Here is an 11,554-nt window from a genome sequence, read left to right as displayed (position 1 = left end):
TAGCCCTCCCCGTGCGGACCCGCGACACCGCACGGTGACCCCGGTGTTCGCCGCTGTCAGGCGCGACCGGCCGCGAGCTGCTGCTCGACGCGACGGGTGATGCGGCGCTCGACGAGGAACGCCAGGAACGGCACGAGCCCGGCCAGGATGACGGCGGTGAGCTGCGAGACCGGCCACCGGCACCGGCGGACCAGGTCGGCGGCCGCCACCAGGTAGGCGATGTAGAGGAAGCCGTGGATGGGCCCAACGACCTGGACGACGCCCGGGCGGCCGGCCGCGAGCTGCAGCGGCATCCCCACCAGGACCAGCACGATGAGGCCGACGCCGACGGCATAGGCCATGACCCGGTACCGAACGAGTGCGCCCCGCAGCCCGGTCGTGTCGCCGGCCAGGCTCACGGGCGCGGCTGCCGGTGGGCCTCGCGGAGACCTGCCAGGTACTCGTTGTAGGCCGCCATCTCGCGATCCTGCGCTTCCTCCTCGGGGGAGGCTCCGACCGCGGCCGGGTCGCCGACCGCGCCGTCGCCCGAGCCGGAGGTCGGAGCCTCGGGCTCGGCGAAGCCGGGCTCGTCGCGCAGGAGCTTCCACCAGATCCACCCGCCGTACGCGGCGAACAGCGGCCACTCCACCGCGTACCCCCAGCTTCGGGTGTGGCCGCCGAGCGCCCGATCGAGCTGCCACCAGAAGGCCGCGAGGCACGTGCCGGCCACCACGAACAAGGCCACGTGCAGCTTGATCGCTCCCGGCGTCACCCACCTGTTGCGCACGTCCGCCGAAGCTATTGGCCGCCGCCCCGAACGTCAACCGTCCTACACTCTCGCGTCAGCCATGGTGACCTCGCAGCCCTTCCAGGTCCGCCTGGCCGAATTGGTGGCCACGCTGTCCCTGGGGACCGACCTCGGGCTCGGCCAGCCCATGGAGCACATCATCCGGCAGACCCTGATCGCGCTCCGGATGAGCGAGCTCCTGGGCCTCGACGAGTCCGAACGCGCGGTCGTCTACTACGCCGGCCTGCTCGCCTGGGTGGGATGCCACACGGACGCGTACGAACAGGCCAAGTGGTTCGGCGACGATCTCACCATCAAGGCCGACGGTTTCCTCGTCGACGACGCTGGGCCGCGGTGGCTGCTGAGCCACCTCGGCTCGGGAAGGCCGCTGCTGGAGCGGGCTCGGCTGGGGGTGGCATTCATCGGAGCCGCGCGCCGGAAAGCCATCGTCGACCTGGGGGCTCATTGGCTGGCGGCGGACGGACTGGCCCGGCACCTGGGCCTGAGCGACGACGTGCGGCAGAGCCTGCGGGAGAGCTACGAGCGCTGGGACGGGAAGGGCGCGGTCGGCGCGAAAGGCGAAGACATCCGGCTGACCTCTCGGTTGGTGTGCCTGGCCGACATCGTCGCGGTCTTCCATCGACACGGCGGCCTCGACGCAGCCGTGGAGGTGGCGAGGGAGCGCAGCGGCACCCATCTCGACCCCGCCCTGGTGGACCTGTTCTGCTCGCAGGCTCCCGTCCTGCTGAGCGACCTCGACTCCGCGTCCAGCTGGGAAACGGTGCTCGCCGCGGAGCCGCAGCTCGAGATGGTGATCTCGGAGGACAGGTTCGACGAGGTCCTGGAGGCGATCGGCGATTTCGTCGACCTGAAGTCGCCGTTCACCATCGGGCATTCCCGGGCGGTGGCCCATCTCGCGGCCGAGGCCGGACGGATCTACGGGCTCGGCGACGCCGAGGCGACGACCCTCCGTCGCGCCGGCTTGCTCCACGACATCGGCCGCCTGGGCGTCTCCAACGCCGTGTGGGACAAGCGAGGTGAGCTGACGCAGGCCGAGACCGAACGGGTCCGCCTGCACCCGTACCTGAGCGAGCGCATGCTGGCGTTCTCTCCCCCGCTCGCGACGCTTGGGGCGATCGCGGTGCAACACCACGAGCGGCTGGACGGGTCGGGCTACCCACGCGGGCTCTCGGGTGACGCCATCACCCCGGCGGGCAGGATCCTCGGCGCCGCCGACGCCTATCACGCGATGATCGAGCTGCGGCCCCACCGGGCGGCCCGCTCGCCCGACGAGGCCGCGTCGGAGCTCCGCGCCGAGGCCGTGGCGGGGCGACTCGACGGCGATGCGGTCGACACCGTGCTGCGCGCGGCCGGCCATCGGGTGAGGCGGCGCCGCGCCTTGCCGGCGGGCCTGACCACGCGCGAGGTGGAGGTGCTCCGGCTGCTGGCGTGCGGTTTCTCGAACAGGGAGATCGCCGACCGGCTGGTGATCTCGCGGAAGACCGCCGGCAACCACATCGAGCACATCTACGCAAAGATCGGCGCCTCGAACCGCGCGAGGGCGGGCCTGTTCGCGATGCAACATGGGCTGATGACCGACATCCCGCCGCTCGAGCACGAGTAGCCACGCCTCCGCGGCCTCGAAAGATGAGGCGAACGCCCCATGACCGCCGGCGCCGTCACGCATACCGTCGCCCCTAGTTCGAGCAAAGGGAGGGTCGCATGGGTCGTGCTTCGACCGGGCTTGGCCGTCGAGCGATCTGGCTGGCGTGGGGGGCGATCGGCGGCGTGGTAGTCCTCAACCTCGGATGGTTCCTGGCCGGCACGCTGCAAACCGGTGGCTACTCGGTCGCCTCGGACGACATCAGCGACCTCGGAGCGCTGACCGCGCAACATCCGTGGGTGATGCTGGTCGCAAGCGGTATCGGCGGAGCGCTGACCATCCTCTTCGCGCTCTTCGCGCTGCGCCCCGCCCTCGCCGTGCCGGGCCGGGGGACCGCGCTCGGCGCATGGCTCCTGGCCGGGTCCCTCATGGGTCTCGACAATCTCTCTGACGCCTTCTTCCGCCTCGACTGCCGGGCGGCTGACCCGGGCTGCTCCGCGGCGGCCGCATGGAGTTCGTGGCACGGCACGGTCCACATCGTCGTGGGCGTGGCCACCGCCATCGCCATGATCGCGGCTCCGTTCGTCCTCGCGCCCCGCATGCGCCGGTTGGCCGGCTGGCGCGACCTGGCTCGGCCGACGTTCCTGTTCGGTCTGCTGTTCCTCACCGTCGCGATCGGCTATGCGGCGCTCGAAGGGAAGACGGGTGGCGGATACCTTCAGCGCACGGCGATCGTTCTCGTGTCCGTCGGGGTCGCGACACTCGCGCTTCGCGTCCGTGCCCTGGCACGGACCCCCGGCGTCGCCGACCAGGACGCCGTCATCGGGTTGCCGAGCCCACTCGCCACGCCATGATGTTTCGATGGAGCGAGGTCTCCCCTCTCTCCCGATTCTGAACCCGACGTAGTACGGCTCGTCGGATCGGGTCGAGAGGATGGGACCGATGGGCGAAGGCGGGGGCGGCTCCTTCGCTATAGTGCCGGGGACGGCGCGATGAGGCCCGCTCCTCGAATTGCCCCGATCCCTGGGCTGATGGCCTCTACCAGGAACGATCGCTGGTAGAGGCATGCTCCGCCTCCACCAGCACCTGGAGGAGGTGGGAGCGGTGAACATCTACTGGGTTGCCTTCGTGTGGCTCGCGATGGCCCTGGCGGCGTCGATGATCAGCATCCGGGTCGGCGTCTCCGTAGCACTCGTCGAGATCCTGGTGGGCACCGTCGCTGGGAACCTCCCGCACGCATCGACCTACGTGCAGCAGACGGACTTCACCAACTTCCTGGCGAGCCTCGGCTCGGTGATGCTGACGTTCCTCGCGGGAGCTGAGATCGATCCGGTCTCGCTGCGCAAGCACTGGAAGGCGAGCATCGCGATCGGAGCGGTGTCGTTCGTGCTGCCCTTCCTGGGCGCGTTCGCGGTCGCCCGCTGGGCTCTCGGATGGGATGTGAAGGCGGCGCTGATCGCCGGCATCGCCCTCAGCACGACGTCCGTGGCCGTGGTCTACGCCGTTATGGTCGAGACCGGCCTCAATCGCCAGGAGATCGGCAAGCTGATCCTGGCCGCGTGCTTCGTGACGGACCTGGGGACCGTCCTTGCCCTCGGCGGGTTCTTCGCGAACTTCGGGGCTCTGCTGATCCTCTTCGTGGCGGTGAGCGCCGCGGTGCTCGCTCTCTTGCCGGTCACCCTGCGGTTCGTGATCCGGACCTTCGGCCATCGCGTGAGCGAGCCCGAGATCAAGTTCCTGCTCGTGGTGCTCCTCGGGTTGGGCGCCCTGGCCACGGCGGCGGGCAGCGAAGCGGTGCTACCGGCGTACGTCGGCGGTCTCGTCGTGGCCGGCCTGTTCCATACCGACCGGATCCTGATCGACCGAATCCGGTCGATCTCCTTCGCGTTGCTGACGCCGTTCTTCTTCCTCCGGGCTGGCGTACTCATCTCTGCACCCCAGCTCCTGTCCGGGGCGGGGATCATCGGCCTCCTGCTAGCGGTGAAGCTGATCTCGAAGGCAGTCGGCGTCTGGCCCACGGCGAAGGCTTTCCGGATCCCGCGGCAGGAACGGACGTACCTCACGCTATTGATGTCCACGGGGTTGACGTTCGGCTCCATCGCCGCCCTGTTCGGTCTGTCCCACGGCCTGATCGGTCAGCGGCAATATTCGGAACTCGTGACCGTGGTTCTCCTGTCCGCGTTCGTCCCAACCCTGATCGCCCAGCGGTTCTTCCAGCCGAAGGCCGTGGACGAGGAAGAGGAAGAGGCCCTGGGCGCCGAGGATGCGACGGTATTCGGCCGCAGGTCGCCTTCGAGCCCCTGATCCAGGAGGGCGCATTGCCTCGCGCCGGGCATCGACGAGAGCCGAGTTCAAAGCGCAGTCCGTACAACCGGACGACGGGATGGTTTGGAGGCATCGGATCGAGCGATTGGCGGCCCTGCTTGCTTGGGCGACGTTGCTCTGGTCCACGTCGGCCTGCCGAAGCGCAGGGGCGTCGCCCGTTTGCAGGTGGGTGGTGCAGCAGGCTCCGCAGGGCGTGCAGCTCTCCGATGTGTTCGCCGTCGCCAGGAACGACGTGTGGGCGGTGGGTCCAGACGAGGCCGCGCATCACACCACCGTGGTGCGATGGGACGGCGGGCGATGGGACCCGCTTCCGACACCGGCGTTGCCCGCGCAGCACAACTGGCTCACGAGCATTGGAGGCGTCGGGGCCGACGATCTGTGGGCCGCCGGGATCGCCTTTCCCGGACCGACGGACCGTCGCTCGTACCCCATCATGGAGCACTGGGACGGCTCGAGCTGGAAGGATGTGACGCTCCCCGATCTCGGCTCTTCCCAGGGCGGACTGGGCTCCATCACTCCGGTCTCATCCAACGACATGTGGGCCTTCGGCTGGTACGGGCAGCGCAACCTCCAGCATCCGCTCGCGGAGCACTGGGACGGACATCGGTGGGGGGTGTCTGCCCTGCCGGACACCGGCGCCGGGCTGGACGACTTGTGGGGAGCGTCCGCGAGCTCCGCCGACGACGTGTGGGCGGTGGGACGGGACTTCGAGAGCGACGACCCGATACTCGTGGTGCACTGGGACGGGCGGACGTGGCAGCGGGTTCACCCGTCAATCCGCCAGACGGCGGTTGAGAGGCGAGCCGGGGTGGGCACCGAGATCAGGGCCGTGCTCGCTCTGGACCGGAACGACGTCTGGCTGGCCGGGACTGGCCAGCGAGCACGGATGCGGGGCGGCCACGTGCAAATCCTGGGGGAAGAGCCGGCCTTCTGGCACTTCGACGGCCAAGCCTGGCAGTCGTTCCGAGCGCCGGCCGGCGGGCACGAACTGGATGACCTCGGGGGAAGCTCGAGCGCAGATGTGTGGGCGGTCGGCTTGAGTCAAACCGAATCGAAGACGAACCCGGTCGCGTACCACTGGGATGGCCACACGTGGTCGCTCGGCACCACGCCGGATGTCGGGACCAGGCCGAACCACATGGACGACTTCCGGATGAACGAGCTCTCCTCCATCTCCGTCCTTCCGAACGGAGACGCCTGGGCCGTGGGCGAGGACTTCACGGACTCGAGCGATGCCCAGCTGCCGCTCGTCGAGCGCTGCCTGGCCAGCGCATGAGCCCGTCCGACCAGACCGCCCGGAGTTCGACCGACCGGCCTCTCCGCTTCCTGAGAATGTCTGCGATCGCCATCATCATGATCGGCATCGCTCTCGCCCTGTTCTGGCCAGCGCGGGGCCAACCCCAGTGCGGGATCGGCCACGAGTTCAACCAGTGCGGAGGCACCGCCGACTATCGGCCTGGACTCAGGCTCGCCTTCGGATTGGGAGGTCTGCTTCTTGGGGCTGTCCTCTTGATGACGGCGCGCGTTCTCCGCTTCAGGGACTCGAGCGGGTCCTCGACCGAATCAAGCCGGCCACGGCCACGGCCGCGCCCAGGGCTCCCGCCAGCAAGGCCGTGAGCAAGGCGATCTGAGGACCGGGATGGCCAACCAGCCTTGAGTCGCAGATGACGTTCGGATGACAGCCATCTGAGCTCCAGGTCGGCCGTACCAGCAGGGCCGGAGCGACGAACGCCGCGATCGTGAGGATCCCACTGGCCAGCGCCCACCTGCTCACGCGCTGGTGGACCAGGAGGAGCAGGATCGCCGAAAGCGCTGTCCCGACGGCTGCATAGCCCCAAGCAGACGCGGCGAGCGAGACAGCCGCGCCGGCGGACATCACCAGGGCGGCAACGAAGTAAGCAGTCACCCGGAGGACCCAGAAAGCGCTCAGGTGAGAGGACGGTGAGTCTTGCACGCCGCCCATACGACGGGACGGCCAGGCCGACAGTATCCCTGGCAGAGCGATCGGACTTGGAATTGCACTTTGAGCAGGTGAGAATTGCCGCGAACATGGTTGTGCTGTGGCCGCCGACAGCGCACACACGACGATGGGACGCCCGGTAGGGTGCATCGGCTGCGCTCTGCGTGTCGTCGCAGACGGCCAGCGCCCCGGCAGCTGGGACCCCCGATGCCGACCCTCTCGTCTCGTACCCGTGGCGACCCGCCTGGGCGCGCGGAAGCTGCGGACCGGCCGGTGATTCGTGGAATCCTGCGCTCCAACGGCCAGCCGGCGTGGCCCAAGGAAGGCCCCTGGAATGCCTCGACCGGCCGAAGCTGAACAGAGCTCGCCTCGCCCGGGGGGAAAGGCGCCAGCGCTTGCGGCTTGGACAAGAGCGACCGGTCACGGCGACGCGGGTGTGGGCCCGGACCCTGGGAGCTGCGGCTCGTCAGCGAAGCTCACCGAGGCGCTCCGCAACCACATGAGCGTGCGGTAGGCGCGCCTCCTCGCCCTCATGCATGAGCGCGAGAACTGAGGCGGCGAGGGCTGCCCGGAGCGCCCCAGGTTCGACCGCGCCGACGTGGGCATCCTCGTATCGAGCAAGGGTCTCAGCGGGAAGGTCGTCGTAGCCGCGCGACTGCACGGGGGGCAGCCCCTGGCGGAGGCAGGCAAGCGAAAGCGCGTGATCGCGCGCGGCGCCGACGTAATGCTCGGCCTGCCAGACACGCCCGCGCCCGATGCACGCGCGCGCGTGGAGCGCGTAGATGACGCCCCACCCGAAGATGTCCCCCGCGACCGGCGGCGTGGGAATGAAGAGGCTCCCTGCGACCGGCGGCGTGGCGACCTCGGACTGCTCCGCAGCCGTCTCGCCGAACAGAAGCCGGAATCGTGGCCCGGCAGGACGAAACTGAGCCGCCGGCGTCATCGAGAGGTCGAGCTGCAGCGCGTCCGGTAGCAGGAACACGCGGTACGCGGTCGGCCCGCGCTCGAGGTCGGCAAGCTGCACCGCGCCGAGCTCGTCGATGAGCGTGCGCGTCCAGTCGTCGAGCACGTCGGCGACCTGAACATGGTCGGCGATGCCGAAGGTGAGGTCCACGTCGGAGAAGCGGTCGCCGCCGTCCACGGCGAGCGAGCCCACGAGGGCGCCGGCAACGACGCGCCCATCCTCCTCCGCGAGCCTTCGCAGGCGCTCGCGGAGCGCATCCCGCTGCTCAACGGTGAACACCGAAGTGCGATCCTAGCGCCGGGGACCCCTGGGTGGCGGGGTTCCTTAAATACACCTCTCCTTCGGTGGAGCGCACACGCGGAATTTGGCTTCTGACCGGCGATGCGACCGACGACGGATGGCAGGGACGGAGGGCGGACCTGGCGGGCGGAGGCCATAGACTCCACGCGTGCAATGCCCTTCGTGCGGTGCCCGGCTCCGGCAGGTCGCGAAGTTCTGCCCTGAGTGCGGCTCACCGCTCCCCCAGCCCGCCGCTCGCCCGCGCGAGATCAGGAAGGCCGTCTCGGTCGTCTTCTGTGACGTGACGGGTTCCACCTCGCTCGGGGAGCGTCTCGATCCCGAGTCCCTCCGGCAGGTGATGACCCGCTATTTCGAACGGATGCAAGCCGTCCTGGAGTCCCACGGAGGGACCGTGGAGAAGTTCATCGGCGACGCCGTGATGGCGGTGTTCGGCATCCCGGTCCTGCACGAGGACGACGCCCTCCGCGCCGTCCGGGCCGCCGCCGGCATGCGGGAAGCCATAACGGAGCTGAACGTCGAGCTGGCCCGGGAGTGGGGCGTCACGATCGACACACGGATCGGGGTCAACACCGGCGAGGTGGTGGCCGGAAACCGCTCGACCGGCCAGAACCTGGTCACCGGTGACACGGTGAACACAGCCGCTCGGCTGGAGCAGGTAGCGGAGCCCGGGGAGATCCTGATCGGCGAAGAGACGTACCGGCTGACCCGGGACGCGGTGGTGGTCGAGCCGGTCGACCCGCTCGCGCTGAAGGGCAAGGCCGGCCCGGTCGACGCGTATCGCCTCCTGGAGGTGCGACCCGGGGTCCTCGGCCACGAGCGACGGCTGGACTCGCCGATGGTAGGCCGGGAGCGTCCGCTCAAGCTGCTCACCGACGCGTTCGAGAGCGCGGGGGCTGACCACGCGTGTTATCTGTTCACGGTCCTCGGTGCCGCCGGCATCGGGAAGTCCCGATTGGCCCGGGAGTTCCTCGAACGTGCCCGGGCAGGCGCCACCGTCCTGAACGGGCGGTGCCTGTCCTATGGAGAGGGCATCACGTTCTGGCCGATCTCGGAGATGCTCACCGGGGCGGCCGGAATCGTCGAGGACGACGAGCCCGACCAGGCCCGGCAGCGCGTCCGCGAGTTGCTCGGCGATGCCCACGACGCGGAGCGGGTCAGCGAGCACCTCGCGGCGCTGATCGGGCTGTCCGACGGCGTCCAGGTCGAGGCCGGCTGGGCGGTCCGTCGCCTGTTCGAGATCCTGGCCCGATCGGGGCCCGTGGTGGCGGTGTTCGACGACATCCACTGGGCCGAGGCGACGATGCTGGACGTCATCGAACACATCGCCGACTGGTCCCGCGAAGCGCCGATCTTCCTGCTCTGCATGGCCCGGCCCGAGTTCCTGGACGGCAGGCCCGGCTGGGGCGGCGGGAAGGCCCGAGCCACGTCGGTGCAGCTCGAGCCGCTGGACGAGCAGGAGTCCGACGTTCTGATCCACAACCTCCTGGGGAACCCGGCCCTCACACCCGAGATCCGCCAGCGCATCCGGGCCTCCGCGCAGGGCAACCCGCTGTTCGTCGAGGAGATGCTGTCCACGCTCCTCGACGATGGGATCCTGGTCGAGAAGGACGGGGAGTGGGTGGCCACGGTCGACCTCGCGACCGTCCACGTGCCCGGCGCAATCTCGGCGCTCCTGGCGGCCAGGCTGGACCGTCTCTCGGCGGAGGAGCGGGCGGTCCTGGAATCTGCCGCGGTGGCCGGGGAGGTCTTCGACCGCGCGGCCGTGGTGGCGCTCCTGGCGGACGCTCCTGGAGATCCGGCGCAGGCGGACCTCCACCTGGGGGCGCTCCTCCGGAAGGACCTCATCCGGCCCACCGCATCCGACATCGGCGGGGCGGAGGGCTTCCGGTTCCGGCACATCCTCATCCGGGACGCGGCGTACGAAGCGCTGCCCAAGCAGGACCGGGCGGACCTGCACGAGCGGTTTGGCGTGTGGCTGGCCTCCTCGGTCGGGGAGCGGGCTGCGGAGTACGAGGAGTTCATCGGCTACCACCTGGAACAGGCACATCGGTACCGCGTCGAACTGGCGCCAGAGGACAACCGGGCCCGGGCGCTGGCCCGTGGTGCGTTCGAGCGCCTGGCCGCAGCCGGCCGGCGGGCTCGGGCCCGGAGCGACATCGGCGCGGCGGTGAACCTGCTCTCCCGTGCCGCCGACCTTCTACCGCCCGCCGATCCGGCCCGGCTCCGCGTCGTCGCGGACCTCGGCGATGTCCTGTTCGAGGCGGGGGACCTGTCCCGGACGGACGAGGTCCTGGACGAGGCGGTGAGAGCGGCGGTCGCGGCCGGCGACGACCTCGGGGCCGGTCACGCCAGGCTGGTCCAGCTGAGCGCGCTCATCCTCAGTGAGCCCGAGCGCGGGATGCAGCAGGCGGAGGCCGAGGCGAACGGGCTGATCCCGGTGTTCGAGGCTGCCGGCGACGAGCTCGGCCTGGCTCGGGCCTGGCGGACGCTGAGCTACGCCGCGTGGATGCGGATGAACCTCGCGGAGCACCGCCGGACGTCGCTGGAGGCGATCGAGCACGCCAAAAGGGCCACCGACCTCCGGGAGGAGACCGAACTCGTGACGAACCTGCTCGCCGGGCTTATCTTCGGGCCGGTCCCCGTGGAGGCTCTCCTGGCCCAGACCGAGGGGATGGAGCAGGAGTACGCGGGCGACCGCAAGGTGGAAGCCGCGGCCCTCACCACGAAGGCCGTCGGCAAGGCCATGCTGGGCCACTTCGACGAGGCTCGTGCGCTGGCCGCGCGGGCCCGGGCCATCAAGGTCGACCTCGGCATGACCCTATGGGAGGCGGGCTCGGCCATGACGGACGCACGCATCGAGACGCGTGCAGGCCGGCTCGACATCGCCGAGCGCGTGCTCCGCGACGGCTTCGACCGGCTTCGGGCCATGGACGACCGCGGGTTCGCGTCCACGGTCGCGTCGATGCTCGGGCTGCTCCTGGCGAGCCAGAGGCGAGACGGCGAGGCGGAGCAGTTCTGCCTGGTGAGCCGGGAGCTGGCCGCCGAGGAGGACGTGGTGTCGCAATCCGAGTGGCGGACCGGGCTGGCGCCGGTGCTGGTTCGCCGAGGGGAGCTCGATCGGGCCGAAGCCCTGGCACGAGAGGCACTGGCCCGTGTCGAAGCCACCGACATGCTGACTGCGCAGGGCGACGCGTGGGCCTGCCTGGCCGACGTGCTGGAAGCAAGAGGGCGCCGCCAGGACTGGATCGATGCCCTCCGGGAGGCCCTGGCTCGCTACGAGCAAAAGGGCGACGTCGTGCGCGCCGGCCCCATCCGCGAGCGCCTCCGAGCTCGTGGAGTCGAGGGCTAGTGCGGCGGCGGAGAACGTTTGAGGGCAAATAGATCCGTCCACGCGGAGACATCCTCCAGATAGAGGCCGCAGGCGGTGTCGAGGGCGTGCTCGGGCAGCCCAGCGAACCGTCCGGTTGGCAGGACCGAGTTCTCGTAGCCGTCCTTGCTGGCCAGGTAGGTGGCGAACCCCCATGTGTCGGCGGACCCGCCGTAGGTGAGCCGGCACAGCTGGATCTTCTCTCCGTCGGGGAGCACCCCTTCTACGTAGGCGAACTGGGCGCGGAACCTGACTCGGACCTCTGCGAA

General features: G+C 69.9%; 10 protein-coding genes. 5 read left to right on the top strand and 5 right to left on the bottom strand.

Annotated elements, in window-relative coordinates:
* Positions 1-56: 56 nt before the first annotated feature.
* Together M3Q23_02675 and M3Q23_02670 are read right to left on the bottom strand one after the other, a co-directional pair.
* Positions 57-398 carry a DUF3817 domain-containing protein gene (locus tag M3Q23_02675; protein ID MDP9341016.1) on the bottom strand — a complete coding sequence of 114 codons (342 nt, stop codon included), beginning with the start codon at positions 396-398 and terminating at the stop codon, positions 57-59.
* Positions 395-766: a hypothetical protein gene (locus M3Q23_02670; GenBank protein ID MDP9341015.1), complete on the bottom strand. Its 372-nt coding sequence runs from the start codon at positions 764-766 to the stop codon at positions 395-397. The genes M3Q23_02675 and M3Q23_02670 overlap by 4 nt, the downstream gene beginning before the upstream one ends.
* A 61-nt stretch (positions 767-827) precedes the next feature.
* On the opposite strand from M3Q23_02670, the gene M3Q23_02665 reads away from it, so the two are divergent.
* The 4 genes from M3Q23_02665 to M3Q23_02650 all read left to right on the top strand — a co-directional run bounded on the left by M3Q23_02665 (position 828) and on the right by M3Q23_02650 (position 5,970).
* Positions 828-2,390, top strand: a complete 1,563-nt coding sequence (locus tag M3Q23_02665; GenBank protein MDP9341014.1) for a LuxR C-terminal-related transcriptional regulator — start codon at positions 828-830, stop codon at positions 2,388-2,390.
* A gap of 98 nt (positions 2,391-2,488) precedes the next feature.
* A complete protein-coding gene (locus M3Q23_02660) occupies positions 2,489-3,223 on the top strand; it encodes a DUF998 domain-containing protein (protein MDP9341013.1) in 735 nt (244 codons plus the stop codon).
* A gap of 211 nt (positions 3,224-3,434) precedes the next feature.
* The gene (locus tag M3Q23_02655; GenBank protein ID MDP9341012.1) at positions 3,435-4,673 is read left to right on the top strand and encodes a cation:proton antiporter; all 1,239 of its coding nucleotides are present in this window, start codon (positions 3,435-3,437) and stop codon (positions 4,671-4,673) included.
* Positions 4,674-4,887: 214 nt separating this feature from the next.
* On the top strand, positions 4,888-5,970 hold the full coding sequence (locus M3Q23_02650) for a hypothetical protein (protein ID MDP9341011.1): 1,083 nt from the start codon (positions 4,888-4,890) through the stop codon (positions 5,968-5,970).
* Positions 5,971-6,228: 258 nt separating this feature from the next.
* On the opposite strand, the gene M3Q23_02645 is transcribed toward M3Q23_02650, so the two are convergent.
* Positions 6,229-6,600, bottom strand: a complete 372-nt coding sequence (locus tag M3Q23_02645) for a hypothetical protein (protein ID MDP9341010.1) — start codon at positions 6,598-6,600, stop codon at positions 6,229-6,231.
* Positions 6,601-7,120: 520 nt separating this feature from the next.
* Positions 7,121-7,897 (bottom strand): nucleotidyltransferase domain-containing protein, encoded by a 777-nt coding sequence (locus M3Q23_02640; protein MDP9341009.1) that lies wholly within the window; start codon positions 7,895-7,897, stop codon positions 7,121-7,123.
* A 301-nt stretch (positions 7,898-8,198) separates the two neighbouring features.
* On the opposite strand from M3Q23_02640, the gene M3Q23_02635 reads away from it, so the two are divergent.
* The gene (locus M3Q23_02635; protein MDP9341008.1) at positions 8,199-11,267 is read left to right on the top strand and encodes an AAA family ATPase; all 3,069 of its coding nucleotides are present in this window, start codon (positions 8,199-8,201) and stop codon (positions 11,265-11,267) included.
* Here the strand turns inward: M3Q23_02635 and M3Q23_02630 are convergent.
* Positions 11,264-11,554: hypothetical protein (locus tag M3Q23_02630; protein MDP9341007.1), on the bottom strand; the 291-nt coding region annotated here is incomplete at its 5' end. The two genes, M3Q23_02635 and M3Q23_02630, sit on opposite strands and share 4 nt — an antisense overlap.

The sequence above is a fragment of the Actinomycetota bacterium genome, assembly GCA_030774015.1.
Lineage (GTDB): Bacteria > Actinomycetota > UBA4738 > UBA4738 > JACQTL01 > JALYLZ01.
The sequence above is the reverse complement of the archived record's forward strand: the minus strand, read 5'-3'. Positions and strand labels throughout refer to the sequence as shown.